This window comes from Actinomadura sp. 6K520, from assembly GCF_004349245.1.
Taxonomy (GTDB): Bacteria; Actinomycetota; Actinomycetes; order Streptosporangiales; family Streptosporangiaceae; genus Spirillospora.
The window spans coordinates 52,124-65,587 of the sequence record NZ_SMLC01000020.1 but is presented as its reverse complement, the minus strand read 5'-3'; the positions used below and the strand labels follow the sequence as shown (position 1 = coordinate 65,587).

General features: G+C 74.8%; 16 protein-coding genes. 2 read left to right on the top strand and 14 right to left on the bottom strand.

Going from position 1 to position 13,464, the window contains the following annotated elements:
* Both mftE and mftF read left to right on the top strand, forming a co-directional pair.
* Nucleotides 1-750 (top strand): mycofactocin biosynthesis peptidyl-dipeptidase MftE (mftE, locus tag E1289_RS08240; protein ID WP_207928859.1); only part of this gene is annotated, 750 nt, incomplete at its 5' end.
* Nucleotides 747-2,174 carry a mycofactocin biosynthesis glycosyltransferase MftF gene (gene mftF, locus E1289_RS08235; protein ID WP_131976975.1) on the top strand — a complete coding sequence of 476 codons (1,428 nt, stop codon included), beginning with the start codon at nucleotides 747-749 and terminating at the stop codon, nucleotides 2,172-2,174. The genes mftE and mftF, both read left to right, overlap by 4 nt.
* On the opposite strand, the gene E1289_RS08230 is transcribed toward mftF, so the two are convergent.
* The 14 genes from E1289_RS08230 to E1289_RS08165 are packed head-to-tail and all read right to left on the bottom strand — an operon-like array spanning nucleotide 2,166 to nucleotide 13,290.
* Entirely contained in the window at nucleotides 2,166-2,717 is a 552-nt protein-coding gene (locus E1289_RS08230) for a DUF488 domain-containing protein (protein ID WP_131976973.1), read from the bottom strand. The genes mftF and E1289_RS08230 overlap by 9 nt on opposite strands.
* Nucleotides 2,718-2,764: 47 nt before the next feature.
* Entirely contained in the window at nucleotides 2,765-4,189 is a 1,425-nt protein-coding gene (locus E1289_RS08225; RefSeq protein ID WP_131976971.1) for an aldehyde dehydrogenase, read from the bottom strand.
* On the bottom strand, nucleotides 4,189-4,386 hold the full coding sequence (locus tag E1289_RS08220) for a 4-oxalocrotonate tautomerase family protein (RefSeq protein ID WP_131976969.1): 198 nt from the start codon (nucleotides 4,384-4,386) through the stop codon (nucleotides 4,189-4,191). Before E1289_RS08220 ends, E1289_RS08225 begins: the two co-directional genes overlap by 1 nt.
* Nucleotides 4,386-4,991, bottom strand: coding sequence for an isochorismatase family cysteine hydrolase (locus E1289_RS08215; RefSeq protein ID WP_131976967.1), 606 nt, complete (start codon nucleotides 4,989-4,991; stop codon nucleotides 4,386-4,388). The genes E1289_RS08220 and E1289_RS08215 overlap by 1 nt, the downstream gene beginning before the upstream one ends.
* Nucleotides 4,988-5,722 (bottom strand): FCD domain-containing protein, encoded by a 735-nt coding sequence (locus E1289_RS08210; RefSeq protein WP_131976965.1) that lies wholly within the window; start codon nucleotides 5,720-5,722, stop codon nucleotides 4,988-4,990. Before E1289_RS08210 ends, E1289_RS08215 begins: the two co-directional genes overlap by 4 nt.
* Nucleotides 5,719-6,798, bottom strand: a complete 1,080-nt coding sequence (locus E1289_RS08205) for an amidohydrolase family protein (RefSeq protein WP_243712693.1) — start codon at nucleotides 6,796-6,798, stop codon at nucleotides 5,719-5,721. The genes E1289_RS08210 and E1289_RS08205 overlap by 4 nt, the downstream gene beginning before the upstream one ends.
* Nucleotides 6,791-7,156 carry an extradiol ring-cleavage dioxygenase gene (locus tag E1289_RS08200; RefSeq protein WP_243712692.1) on the bottom strand — a complete coding sequence of 122 codons (366 nt, stop codon included), beginning with the start codon at nucleotides 7,154-7,156 and terminating at the stop codon, nucleotides 6,791-6,793. Before E1289_RS08200 ends, E1289_RS08205 begins: the two co-directional genes overlap by 8 nt.
* Complete coding sequence (locus E1289_RS08195) at nucleotides 7,153-8,001, bottom strand: hypothetical protein (RefSeq protein ID WP_131976961.1); 849 nt, start codon at nucleotides 7,999-8,001, stop codon at nucleotides 7,153-7,155. The genes E1289_RS08200 and E1289_RS08195 overlap by 4 nt, the downstream gene beginning before the upstream one ends.
* Nucleotides 7,994-8,866 carry a creatininase family protein gene (locus E1289_RS08190; RefSeq protein WP_131976959.1) on the bottom strand — a complete coding sequence of 291 codons (873 nt, stop codon included), beginning with the start codon at nucleotides 8,864-8,866 and terminating at the stop codon, nucleotides 7,994-7,996. Before E1289_RS08190 ends, E1289_RS08195 begins: the two co-directional genes overlap by 8 nt.
* Nucleotides 8,863-9,702: an ABC transporter ATP-binding protein gene (locus tag E1289_RS08185; RefSeq protein WP_243712697.1), complete on the bottom strand. Its 840-nt coding sequence runs from the start codon at nucleotides 9,700-9,702 to the stop codon at nucleotides 8,863-8,865. The genes E1289_RS08190 and E1289_RS08185 overlap by 4 nt, the downstream gene beginning before the upstream one ends.
* Nucleotides 9,703-9,755: 53 nt before the next feature.
* Nucleotides 9,756-10,544 (bottom strand): ABC transporter permease subunit, encoded by a 789-nt coding sequence (locus tag E1289_RS08180; RefSeq protein WP_131976956.1) that lies wholly within the window; start codon nucleotides 10,542-10,544, stop codon nucleotides 9,756-9,758.
* Entirely contained in the window at nucleotides 10,541-11,452 is a 912-nt protein-coding gene (locus E1289_RS08175) for an ABC transporter permease subunit (protein WP_243712691.1), read from the bottom strand. Before E1289_RS08175 ends, E1289_RS08180 begins: the two co-directional genes overlap by 4 nt.
* An 18-nt stretch (nucleotides 11,453-11,470) precedes the next feature.
* Nucleotides 11,471-12,460, bottom strand: a complete 990-nt coding sequence (locus tag E1289_RS08170; protein ID WP_131976954.1) for an ABC transporter substrate-binding protein — start codon at nucleotides 12,458-12,460, stop codon at nucleotides 11,471-11,473.
* Nucleotides 12,461-12,504: 44 nt separating this feature from the next.
* Nucleotides 12,505-13,290 carry a fumarylacetoacetate hydrolase family protein gene (locus E1289_RS08165; RefSeq protein ID WP_131976951.1) on the bottom strand — a complete coding sequence of 262 codons (786 nt, stop codon included), beginning with the start codon at nucleotides 13,288-13,290 and terminating at the stop codon, nucleotides 12,505-12,507.
* Between the last annotated feature and the right edge of the window lie 174 nt (nucleotides 13,291-13,464).

Below are 13,464 nucleotides of genomic sequence, written 5' to 3'. Positions count from 1 at the left end.
GGCCTGGGCGGGGCGGCCTGGCCGGACGTCGGCGAGGGGGCCGTGGTCCTGGTGCCGGTCGGGTCGACCGAGCAGCACGGGCCGCATCTGCCGCTGTCCACCGACACGGTGATCGCCGAGGCCGTCGCCGCACGCGCGGCCGGCGTCCTGCGCGCGGTCCGCCGGGACGAGGGGTCCCCGGGACCGGTGCTCGTCGCGCCGGCGATCCCCTACGGCGCCAGCGGCGAGCACGCCGGGTTCCCCGGGATGATCTCGATCGGCCATGAGGCGCTGCACGCCGTGATCGTGGAGACCGTGCGCTCGCTCGCGGAGTGGGCGGAACGCGTCGTCCTGGTCAACGGGCACGGCGGCAACGTCGCCACGCTCGACGCCGCGGTCGCCCGGCTGCGCGGCGAGGGCCATGACGCCGCCTGGGCCGGCTGCGGCGTTCCCGGCGGCGACGCGCACGCCGGGTTCACCGAGACGTCGGTGATGCTGCACCTCGCCCCCGGCCTGGTCCGCCCGTTCGACGCGGTCACCGGCGAGACGCGCCCGCTCGCCGCGCTCATGCCGGAGCTGGTCGCGCGGGGCGTGCGCGCCGTGTCGCCGTCGGGGGTGCTCGGCGACCCCGCCGGGGCGTCCGGTGCGCATGGCCGCGAGATCCTCGGGGCCATGGTGGCGGACGTCGCGCGCCGGATCGGCGGCGGGCGGGCGGACGGCCGCGGCCGCCTCCTCGAACCGGGCGTGCCGTCCCCGGAGGCCCGGCCATGACGCTCCCCGCGGGCTTCGCCGTCGCGCTGGACCGGGACACGTCCTTCTGGTCGGGCGGCCGGGTGGCCACCGGCGGCTCCCCTTGGAAGGTGGTGCGGCTCGCCGACTCCGCCCGCCCGCACCTGGCGGCGCTGCGCCGCGCGGGTGCGCGGGGCCTGGCGGACCCCTCGCCCGTCGGGCGGGCGCTGGCCCGCCGCCTCCTCGACCTCGGCATGGCGCACCCGGTCCCGGTCCCGCGTCCCGGGCCGCACGACGTGACGGTCGTCGTCCCGGCCTTCGGGCGGCCCGGCGAGCTGGAGCGCTGCCTGGCGGCGGTCAAGGGCCTGCCGGTGATCGTCGTGGACGACTGCTCGCCCGATCCCGGGCCGCTGCGCCGCGCGGCGGAGGCGCACGGGGCACGGCTGGTCCGGCACCCCCGCAACCGCGGTCCCGCCGCCGCGCGCAACACCGGGCTCCGCCTGGTGGAGACGCCGTTCGCCGCGTTCGTGGACTCCGACTGCCGTCCCGGGGACGGCTGGCTCGACGTCCTCGTCCCGCACTTCGACGATCCCCGCGTCGCCGCCGTCGCCCCGCGGGTGCTGCCGGACACCCATGTCCGCGGCGGCGGCTCCGCGCTGCTGGCCCGCTACGAGGCCGCCCGCTCGTCCCTGGACATGGGCGCCCGGCCCGCGCTCGTCCGGCCCGGGGGAAGGCTGGGGTTCGTGCCTACCGCGACGCTGCTGGTGCGCGTCGCGGCGGTCGGGGAAGACGCCTTCGACGAGGAGCTGCGGCTGGGCGAGGACGTCGACTTCGTGTGGCGGCTCGGCGACCGCGGGTGGCACGTCCGGTACGAGCCCGCCGCCCACGTCACGCACACCGGACGGCTGCGCCCGCTGGACTGGGCGCGGCGGCGCCACGAGTACGGCACGTCCGCCGCCGACCTGGCCCGGAGGCATCCCGGCAGGCTCGCCCCCGCCCGCCCGTCGGCCTGGAACCTCGCCGTCCTCGCGCTGCTCGCGCGGGGACGCCCGGGTGCGGCCGCCGCGTGCGCGGGCGTGTCGGCGGCGCTGCTGACCCGGCGCCTGTCGCGGCTGCCCGGCGGCCGGAGCCTGGCCGTCGCCCTGGTCGGCAAGGGCGTCGTCGCCGACGCCGCCGCCGTCGGGCATGCGCTGCGCCGCGAATGGTGGCCGCTCGGGCTGCTCGCCCTGGCGGCCGCCCCGCGCAGCCGCCTGGCCCGCACCGCCGCCGCGGCGATGCTGGCGCCGATCGGGCTGGAGTGGCTGCGGGAACGGCCGCCGGTCGACCCGGTCCGCTACACCCTTCTGCGGCTCACCGAGGACGTGGCGTACGGGTCCGGGGTCACGGCCGCGTCCGCCCGTGCGCGTTCGGCCGCTCCCCTGCGCCCGGACGTCCGCCTCCCGAAGGTCCCGCGCCGGTCAGCCTGACGGGTCGGCGCCGTCGTAGACGAGGAGCCCGTCGTCCCGCAGGCGCGCCCCGGACGTGGGCGGATGCTCGGTGAGGCGGCCGTCGTGGGCGAGGTGCAGCACGGCCCGGCCGCGGGCCAGCACCGCGAAGTCGGCGATGAGCCTGCGGTGGCAGCGCCACCACACCGACTCGCTGCACATGACGGCAGTGCGGTCCTCCCCGGCCTCATCCCACCCGGCCTCGCCCAGCAGGTCGTCCATGGCGGCCAGGAACTCGGGGGCGCGGGTGTGCCCGGCGTACCCGCGGAAGGAGGCGTTGCGCCAGAACGTGTCGGGCGAGTCCGGCGCCGCCCGCCGGAAGCCGCCGAGCCGCCGCTCCCACCGGTACCCGATCCCCGCGGTGGGCAGCCACTCCGCCAGGTCGTCGCGCCGCGCGTCGGGGTTGCGGCGGCTGCCCGGGGCGGTGCGCACGTCCACCACCCGCCGCACCCCGGCGTCCCGGAGCAGGGGCGCCAGTTCCGCGCGCCCGGCGACGCCGTGACCGAAGGTGATGAGCGGCTCCACACGGTCCCCCTTCCCGCCGCCGCGGGAAGCATGGGGCCCGGACCCGCTCAGATCGCCATGACGGCGGCCTTGGGCTCGGTGAAGAACTCGCGGCTGAAGGTTCCGCCTTCGCGGCCGATGCCGGAGTCCCCGACGCCGCCGAACGGCGCGCGCAGGTCGCGGACGAAGAAGCAGTTCGTCCACACCGTGCCGGCCCTCAGGGCGGCCGAGACGCGGTGCGCCCGGGAGAGGTTCTCGGTGAACACCATGGCGTTCAGCCCGTACCGGGTGTCGTTGGCCGCGGCGACCGCCTCGTCCTCGGTGTCGAAGGGCGTGACGACGACCACCGGTCCGAAGATCTCCTCGCGGCGCACCCGCGCGTCCGGCGGCGCGTCGAGGACGACGGTCGGCCGCACGAACAGCCCCTCGCCGCCCGCGCCCCCGGTGGCGAGCTTGCCCCCGTCGCCCGGAACCCCGTCGATGTAGTCCATCACCTTCGCGTAGTGCTCCTCGGAGGCCAGCGGACCCAGCTGGGTCGCGGGGTCCTTCGGGTCGCCGGGGACCAGCGCCTCGGCGGCGGAGACGAACCGCTCCAGGAAACGGTCGTGGACCTCCCGCTGGACGAACAGGCGGCTTCCGGCCAGGCACACCTGGCCCGCGTTGCTGAAGATGGCCTTCACCGACCAGGAGACGGCGAGGTCGAGGTCCGCGTCGGCGAACACCAGGTTGGCGCCCTTGCCGCCCAGCTCGAAGCTGACCGGGGTGAGGTTCGCCGCCGCCGCGGCGGCGATGGCGCGGCCGGTGGCGGACTCGCCGGTGAAGGTGATGCGGTCCACGCGCGGGTCGGTGGTCAGCGCCTCGCCCGCCGAGCCCGGGCCGAAGCCGTGGACGACGTTCAGCACGCCGGGCGGCATCCCGGCCTCCAGCGCCAGCCTCGCCAGCAGGGCCGCCGACGCGGGCGTCTGCTCGGCGGGCTTCAGCACCACCGTGTTGCCCCACGCCAGCGCGGGGGCGACCTTCCAGGTCTCCAGCATCAGCGGGAAGTTCCACGGCGCGATGGCCGCGACGACACCGGCGGGCTCGTACCGGGTGTAGGCGTGGTGTCCGCTGTCCATCGGCAGGGTCTCGGCGGACGACAGCCGCGCGTGGTCGGCGAAGAAGCGGAAGTTGGCCGCCGACCGCGGCACGTCCTTCGACCTCGTGTCCGCGATGGGCTTGCCCATGTCGGTGGTGTCGGCCATCGCGAGGTCGTGGAGGTTGGCCTCGACGAGGTCGGCGAGCCGGTGCAGGATCGCGCCGCGCTCGGCGAACCCCATCCGCGGCCAGGGGCCCTCGTCGAAGGCGCGCCGGGCGGCGGTCACCGCCCGGCCCGCCTCGTCCCGGCCGCCGAGCGCCACCTGCGCCCACGGCCGCCGGGTGTACGGGTCGACGGTGGGGAACCGCTCGCCCGACCCGGTCTCGCGGCCGTCGATGACATGCGGTATCAGGTCCATCACTGCTCCTCGTTGCGTTCCTCGATCGTCACGTCCCCGGCGGCCCAGTGCGCGGCGGGCACCTCCCGGAGGATGACGCGGATACTGGCGCGGGGCGCGCCGATGGCGGCCTCCGCCGCGTCCGTCAGCCGGCTGATGAGCGCGCGCAGCTGCTCCGGCGGGCGGCCCTCGACCAGGCTCACCTCGATCAGCGGCATCAGCGGCCGCCCGGCGGCCGGCCGAACGCGGCGGCCGCGTCGCCGAGGGTGGTGACCTCGGCGAAGACGGTGCCCATCAGGCGCAGGCTGTGCGCGTGCAGGTCCTGGAAGTAGCCGGCGACGGCCTCCCGGGGCACGATCACCCGCAGGTCGCGGAAGAAGGCGGACCGGACGGTCGACTCCACGCAGAAGTCGGTGCGCACACCCGCCACCACGAGCGCGCCGGCGCCGAGGTCGCGCAGCAGGTCCGCCAGCCCGGTGCGGTGGAACGCGTCGAAGCGGGGCTTGACGACCTCGTGGTCGCCGGGCGCGCGGTCCAGGCCGGAGACCAGCTCGCAGCCCCAGGTCCCGCGCCTGAGGCCCTCCTCGCGCAGGAACGGGCTCCGCTCGGCGAGCAGGCCCACCTCGGCGTCCTCGGCCCACTCCATCCGCACCCAGACGACCGGGTCGCCGGCGGCGCGGGCGGCCGCGGCGAGGGTGTTGACGTTCCCGACGAGCTCGTCCAGGCCGGCGACGCGGAGCCCGGCCGCCGCGAACACGCCGTCGGGGTGGCAGTAGTCGTTCTGCATGTCGATGACGACCAGGGCCGTCCGCGGGCCGCTCATGCCCCGCCCCTCCGGGACGCGGTCAGGGACGCGTGCGCCGCGACGGCCGCGGACAGGCGTTGCGGGTCGTCGCCCGCGATGGCCTCCACCAGTTCCCGGTGGACCGCGGGCCCGTCCACGTCCCCCGCGACCGGGCCCTCCTCGCCCGGCTCGTCGGGCGTGACGCCCCGGAGCCGGTTCTCCACGAACTCCAGCAGGGACACGTAGGTGTGCTGGAGGACCTTGTTGGGGGTGATCTCGGCGATCCGGCGGTGCAGGGCCCAGTTGGCGGCGAGGTAGCCGACGATGTCCGCCGACTCGCGCGCCGCGGCCATCTCCTCGGCCAGCCGCCGCAGGTCGGCGACGTCGGCGTCGGTGCGGTGCCGCATGGCCTCCTGCGCGAGCAGCGGCTCCAGCGCGTCCCGCATCACCAGGCAGTCGGAGACCGAGACCGAGTCCCCGCTGAGTTCGAGCATCTTGCGGCCCAGCCGCACCAGCGGCGGCGGGGAGGCGACGAAGATCCCGCCCTTGACGCCCGGCCGGACGGAGACCGTGCCGCGCGCGGCCAGCAGCCGGACCGTCTCGTTGAACGTCGCGGCGGCCACGTCGAACTCGCGGCGCAGGCTGTCGCGGGTGCCGAGGCGGTGCCCGGTCGGCAGGGCCTCCTCGGCGATGCGCGCCTCGATCCTCTTGGCGACGGCCTCGGCCAGCGAGAGCCGGGGCAGCTCGGCCGCCGCCTTGTCGGTGCTCATGATGTGTGTCCTTCGACGGTGGTGGAGAGTGACCTGGGCGGCCCGGTCCGGCCGCTGCGGGCCGCTGGGACGGCCCGGGCGCCGAGGAGCCGCGCGGCGTTGCCGCCAAGGATGGCAGCCTGCCGCCCGGCGTCGACGCCGAGTGCCCGAACGGCTCCCAGGGGGTCGTCGTCGGCGAGGTCGAAGGGGGCGTCGGTGCCGAGGAGGACGTGCGCGGCCGTCATGTCCTCGACCAGCCGCCCGAGGACCCCGGTGTCGAACACCGCCGTGTCGTACAGGAGCCGGCGCAGGTAGTCGCTCGGCGTGCGCTTCGTCACCCGGGCGACCGTCTTGCGCCGCCAGCCGAGGTCCAGGCGGCCGCCGACGGCGGGGACGCACCCGCCGCCGTGCGCGAGGCAGAGCACGAGGTCGTGCCGGTCGAGGACGCCGCCGAAGATGAGCCGGGCCGTCGCCAGGGCCGTCTCCATCGGGTAGCCGAGCAGCTGGACCAGGTGGTAGTCCGCCAGCCGGTCGCGGGACGAGACGCGGCTCGGGTGCAGCAGCGTGAAGCTGCGCCGCGCGGCGAGTTCCCGCCACAGCTCCTCGTTGACCGGGTCGTCGAGTTCCCGGCCGCCGCCGAAGGTGCCCATGGTGGCGCCGACCATGCCGAGTTCGTCCAGGCAGCGGGCCAGCTCCGGCACCGCGCCGGGATGCCCCACCGGCACCGTGGCCAGGGCGGACAGGCGCCCGCCCGAACCGGCGGCGAACTCGGCGAGCGCGTCGTTGACGAGCCGCGTCACCGCCAGCACGAGCCGGTCGTCGCCGGACTCGGAGGCGAACACGAACGGCGGTGCGGCCACGACCTGGTGGTCGACCCCCATCGCGGTCATGGCGGCCAGGCGGCGCTCCATGTCGTGCTGCTCGGGCGCCAGCGGGATGGGCGATCCGGGTGCGAGCCCGCAGACGTCCGGGTCGAGGAGCAGCACCCGTTCCGCGCTCCGGGACAGGTCGGCGAGACCCCGGCGCTCCAGCTCGCGCAGCAGCGGCATCGGCATCGCGTGGGTGTGGACGTCGATCACGGGCGGGGTGCTACTCACCGCGCTCCGCCATGTAGGCGTCGTACCGGTCCCCCAGCAGCGATCTGATCAGCGCGGTCGCCGCGCCGGAGGAGCCGGCCTGCTCGCCCGTGCCGTGGATCAGCCGGGAGAGCTGGGCGAGCAGGTAGGGGTGCAGGCCGAGCTCGAACAGCCGGCGGAAGTCCCGGTCGCGGATCGCGGTGCGCTCCGCCGCGGTGAGCGGGTAGGCGTCCAGCACCGCCCGCTCGTCGGACTCGAAGCGGGCCCGCAGTTCCGGGTCCCACTTCAGGTCCTGCACCAGGTCGTTGGCCCGCAGCCGGGGGTCGAAGTGCTCCAGTGCCGTCTCCGGCTCGTCGGTTCGTCCCGTCGTCGGTGTCACGGCAGCTCCCATCGGACGGCGCCGAACCCGCAGCGCCACTGGTCGACGGCGGCGTAGCCCAGGTTCCGGCACGGGCGGGGGCCGATCGCGCCCATGACGACCACCCAGGACAGCAGTTCCGCGGTGCCGCCGGAGCCCGCCCGTTCCATGGCCTCGAACGTGGCCTCCGACAGGACCCTCTCGTGGTCGCCGTCGACCAGGAGGTCCAGCCACCGGCGGTCGAACTTCTCGTCGATCTCCAGGTAGCGCGGCCCGCCCGGCTCGTGGGACAGGCCGCCCGAGCCGAGCAGGCCGACCCGCAGCCCCTCGGGCAGGCGGTTCCGGATGGCGTCGCCGAGGGCCTGGCCGAGCGAATAGCAGACCCGCTCGTCCGGGACGGGCGGAACGGTGCAGTTCTGCAGCAGCGGGACGACCGCGATGCCCGTCGAGACGACGTCGGCCAGGGTGACCGGGACGGAGATGTTGTCGTCGTAGCGCAGGTTCTCGGGGACGGCGCGCACGCGGGGCGCGAGGTCCTTGACGCTCTGGTAGAGGACGTCGGCCACGTCCGGGCGGCCGGGGAGCTCGTAGTCCGGGACGCGCAGCCAGGGCTTGAACCACTCGTCCGGGCCGCGGTGCCGATCGGCCGTGCCGAACGTGAAGTTCGGGTAGTCGGTGACCTTCGAGTTCGCGATGTGGTCGTTGGCGATGATCAGCAGCACGTCGGTGCGGGACTCCACGAGGGCCTCGCGGATCTCGGCGTAGGCCGCGCGAACCGTCCGCTGGTCGGGCTCGGGTGCCTTGTCGAACCAGCCGGTGAGGCCGGGAGCATGGCTCGCGGCCATGGCGACGCTGATTTCAGCCATTGTTCCTCCGTCCGGGATTCGGGGTGGGCGGCGCGGTCCGGCGCAGCCGGAGCGCGATGGCGTCGGCGGCGTGCCCGGCGGCGTCGGCGTGCAGCCGCCGCCCCTCGGCCGCGTCGGCCGCCGCCGGGTCGCCGAAGTAGCCGTCCGGGGTGACACGGCGGGCGTGTTCGTGGCCCCGGCGCCAGACGGCCAGCTCGCGGGGGCCCAGGCCGGTGGGCGCCAGCCGGGCGCGGGTCTCCTCGCGCACCAGCCCGGGGTGGGTGTGCATCATCAGGGAGGTCTCCCAGTGTCCGGCGTGGACGTCGGGCGGGCCGTCCGGAGGCGGCTCGTCGGGGCCGCAGAGCGTCAGGCAGGGGTCGTCGAGGTCGAGGCCGATGCGGCGGGCGAGCGCCGGCTCGGTCACGAAGCTCGCGTCCACGTCCGCGCGCTCGCGGGCGGCGCGGATCCCGTCGTGCACGGTGCGGTTGTGCAGCGCGTCGCCGTGGCCGGAGAAGCAGAACACGTGCCGGAAGCCGTCGCGCGCCATCCCGGCGAGGAGGTCGGCCATCACCTCGCGCATCAGTTCGGGCCGCACGCCGTAGGACGCGGGGAAGGCGCCGGACACGACGTTGACGCCCCAGTAGTAGGGCGGCATGATCAGCGCCTCCACGCCGCGTTCGGCCAGCAGCGCCCGGACGGCGCGCAGCCGGGCCCCGGGGAGGTAGACGTCCGTCCCGGTCGGCAGGTGCGGGCCGTGCTGCTCGATCACGCCGAACGCCCACAGCAGGACCGCCCCGGAGCGCGCGGCGCGCTCGACCTCGTGCCAGGTCAGTTCCGCCAGCGTGCCGGCGAACACGGCGTCGTCGCGGACGTCTGCGGACATCATGGCCGGGCCTCCGCGTGATCGGCCTCGTCCCCCGCCGGGTCGGCCGGACGGCCCGCGGGATCGGCTCGATGGTAGGTCTTGGCCCGCTGAACCTGCGAGTAGATGTGGGCGCGCAGTTCCGCGAACCGGGGGGCGGAGCGCGTCGCGAGCTGCTCGCGTTCGGCGGGCAGGTCGATCGCGGTGTCCTCCATGATCACCGTCGGCGCGGCGGAGAGCACGAGGACGCGCTGGCCCAGGTACACCGCCTCCTCGATGTCGTGGGTGACGAACAGCACCGTCATGCCGAGCCGCCGCCACAGCTCGCGGGTGAGGTCCTCCAGTTCCGCGCGCGTCTGGGCGTCGACCGCGGCGAACGGCTCGTCCATGAGCAGCACCGCCGGTTCGTAGGCGACGGCGCGGGCGATCGCCACCCGCTGCTGCATCCCGCCGGAGAGCTGCCACGGGTAGGCGCCGGGCACGTCCGCGAGGCCGACCGACTCCAGCGCCTCGGCGACCAGCTCCCGCCGCCGCCGCTTCGGCACCTTCTTCTGCCTGAGCGGCAGGTCGATGTTCTGCTCGACGGTCAGCCAGGGGAACAGGCTCCGCCCGTACTCCTGGAAGACCACCGCCATGTTCTCGGGGGGCCGCAGCACCCGGGCGCCGTCCAGCAGCACCTCGCCGCCGCTCGGCGGCAGCAGCCCGGCGACGCACTTCAGCAGGGTGGTCTTCCCGGCGCCCGAGGGCCCCACGATGCAGGCCAGCTCGCCGGGGGCGACACCGAACGTGAGGTCCCGGACGGCCTCCACCGTACGGTCGGACGACCGGTAGGTCTTGCTGAGCCCGCGCACGTCGAGCAGGAACGGCCCGCTCCCGGTGCCCGCCGCGGCGGTGGACGCGATCTTCGTGCCGGTCATGTCCGTCCTTTCTGGGCTTGGCGCCATCCGCGGTGCCACCGCAGCGCGCGGTGCTCGAACCGTCCGAACAGCAGCGACAGCAGGAAGCCGAGCAGGCCGAGCAGGAGGATCCCGCTCCACATCTCGGGGATGGCGAATCCGCGCTGGAACTGGACGATCGTGTAGCCGAGTCCGCTGGAGCTCGCGAACATCTCGCTGATGACCATCAGGATGATGGAGATCGAGAGGGCCTGCCGCATGCCGGTGACGATCTGCGGGGCGGCGGCGGGCAGGACCAGCCGGCGCAGCCGGGCGGCGCCGGTCAGCCCGTAGCTGCGGGCGGTGTCGGCCAGCACCTCGTCGATGGCGCGGACGCCCTCGGCGGTGTTCAGCAGCACCGGCCACATCGACCCGATGACGATGACGGTGATCTTCATGGTGTCGCCGATGCCGGTGAAGAGCATCAGCACCGGGATCAGCACGGGCGGCGGGACCGCGCGGAAGAACTCCAGCACCGGTTCGGCGGCCAGCCTCGTGCGGCGGCTCGATCCGAGCAGCACGCCGACGGTCACGCCCACGGCCACCGCGCCCGCGTACCCGGCGGCCAGCCGGGCGACGCTCGGCAGCACGTCGTCCAGGACGCGGCCGGAGAACCACGTCTCGCCGAACGCGCCCAGGATGGAGCGCAGCGGCGGGAAGTAGAAACTGGTGCTCCGGTCGGTCAGCACCCACCACAGGCCCAGCAGGACGGCCGGCAGCCCGAGCAGGTGGCCGAGGCGCGCGGCACCGTGCAGGACGGTCCTCATACCGGCACCTCCGTCCGCACCGAGGAGTGCCACGCCAGGACGCGCCGCTCCAGCGCGCGGGTCAGCAGGTTCACGCCGACCCCGAGCGCGCCGGTGACGAGGATCAGCGCGTACATCTCCGCGACGGCGTTGCTCGCCTGGGCGAGCGCGATCGCGCTGCCCAGTCCCGGAGCCCCGATGATCAGCTCTCCGGCGACGGCGAGGATGAGCGCGACCGAGGCCGCGAGCCGCACGCCCGTCATCAGGTACGGCAGCGCGGTCGGCCACACCAGGTACCGCAGCCGGGCCCACCGGGAGAACCCGTAGGTGGCCGCGGTCTCCCTGGCCACCGGGTCGACGTCCTGCACCCCGTGGATCGCCTGGAGCAGGACGGGCCAGAAGGCCGCGTACACGACCAGCATGAGCGTCGAGCCGAGCTGCGTCCCGTACAGCAGCACCGCGAGCGGGACGAGGGCGACCGAGGGGATCGGGCGGAGGAACTCGATGGTCGAGGCGGTGGCGTCGCGGAGGAAGGGGACGCTGCCGATCAGCAGGCCCAGTCCCAGGCCGGCCGCGAGCGCGATGGCCAGCCCGTACCCCCAGCCGCGGAGCGTGTCGAGCAGCGCGCCCCAGAACGCGCCGCCGCCCGCCTCGCCGGCCAGCGCCCCGGCGATCTCGCTGAACGGGGGCAGGTCGTCCCGGGAGATCACGCCCGCCCGCGGCAGCACTTCGAGCAGCGCGACGAAGGCGCCGGCGCCGAGCAGGCCGAGGAGCCGGTCGGGCACGCGCCCGCCCCCCGGCCGGGGGGCGGGCGGCGGCCCGGTGGCGGCCCCCGCCGGGCCACCGGGGCCGCCGGCCGGCGCGGGCGGCCGGTCTCCGGCCGGTGCCGCCGATCCGGTGCGGCCCCGGTGATGGGTCTTCATGATCATTGTGGTGTCCTCGTCACGTCACCGGTCGAACAGCTCGTCCAGCGAGCCGGTGCCCTCGATCAGGCCGGTCTCGGCGGTGAGCCGTGCGAGCGGCGCCACGTCGGCCTTCCCGGCCTCCGGGTTCCAGCCGGGCAGGGTCACCTTCTCGCTGAGACCGGGGTCCAGCTTCAGGTAGCCGTCCAGCGCGGCGCGGGCCTCGTCCGGGTGCGCCTCGGCGTACTTCATGGACTCCTGGAGGGCGGCGGTGAAGCGCTTGACGACGTCGGGGTTCCGCGACGCGTACTGCTCGGAGGTGAACCACGCGGCGAACGGCAGCCGCTCGCCCATGCCCGCGTAGCTGACCGGCAGCGGCCTGGCGCCCTCGCCTTCGGCGATCGTGATGAACGGCTCGCCGACCATCGCGGCGTCCACCTGGCCGTCCTTGAGCGCGGCGGGCATGTTGGGGATGGGCACCTCCACGAGCCGGACGTCGCCCGGCCGCATCCCGTTCTTCTTCAGGTTGGAGGCCACGGCCACCTCGTTGATGCCCTTGAGGGTGTTGACCGCGATCTTCTTGCCCTTCAGGTCGGTGACCTTCTTGATCGCGGGATCGCGGGTCATCAGCTGCCCGGACCCGTCGTCCATCTCGTCGGCGGAGGCGCGGGCCCCGATGGACACCATCTTCAGCGGGACGCCTTTGCCGCGGCCGACGAGCAGGCTGACGATGTTGGAGTAGCCGAACTGGAAGTCGCCGCTGACGACGGCGGGGACGATGGCGGCGCCGCCCTGCGCGTTCTGCGTGGTGATCTTCAGCTTGTGGCGTTCGAACACGCCCTTGCTGATCCCGAGCTGCACGGGCGCGATGTCGATGATGGGGATGACGCCGAGCTTCACCTCCGCCATGCCGTCGGCGGAGACCTCGCCTTCGTCGGAGCCGCAGCCGGTGAGCGCCGTCAGGGCGAGGACGGCGGCGGACGCGAGGGCGGTGAGTCTGAGAGGGCGTCCGGGGACACGACGGGGAATGGGCATTTCGGGACTCCAGGGTGTGCGGCGCCTCGGGCGCGACAGGGTCGTCAGTGGGTTCCGGTGATGGACAGGGCTCCGAGAGAGTCGAATTCCGCGGACACGGTGCGGCCGGGCAGCAGCGCGACGGCGTCGGTGAGCGCGCCGGTCAGGACGATCCACCCGGGCTCGATGGCGGCGCCGCGCTCGGCCAGCCCGTTGGCCGCCAGCGCGAGGGCGTTGGCGGGGTGCCCCAGGACGGCCGCGCCGGTGGCGGTGCCCACGGTGCGGCCGTCGACGTCCAGGCGGCAGGTCTCCGCCGCGAGGTCCAGGCCGGCGGGCGGCACGGCCTGGGCGGAGATGACGAACCGGGACGCGGAGGCGTTGTCGGCCACCACGTCCGGCAGGTCGAAGCTGAAGTCGCGGTAGCGGCTGTCGATGACCTCGAAGCCGGCGTGGACGCTCTCGACCGCGCCCATCGCCTGCTCCGCGGTCACGCCGGGCCCGCTCAGCCGCGCGCCCATGAGGAAGGCGATCTCGGGTTCGGCGCGCGGGTGGATGAGCTCCCCGACCGGCACCGGGCGGCCCGGCCGCAGCGTCATCGCGTCGGTGAGCCAGCCGGTCAGCGGGGCGTCCACGCCCATGCGCCGCTGCTTGGCACGCGAGGTGAGGCCGAGCTTCACCCCGACGACGGTCTCCCCGGTGCGGACCTTGCGGTCCAGCACGGCGTCCTGGACCCGGTAGGCGGTGCCGAGGTCGAGTCCCGGCCACCGGTCGGTGATCCTGCCCCCGTCCCGGCGGTCCCGCTCGCGGCGCAGCAGCTCACCGACGGTGGTGTCGATCGTCCACTCGGCCATGGCCGTGGCCCCTTCCGTCCGTGACGTCCGTGCCGAGCCGGATGCGCCCGGCTCGTGGCGCACCAACCTAAGACGCCTATTGGTTATATTCAATAGATCGATAAGGTTTTTTTGGGGAGGACGATCGTCCGACGCCTTCCCGGACCGGCCCCGGGGTGCCCTCGGCGGGAAAAG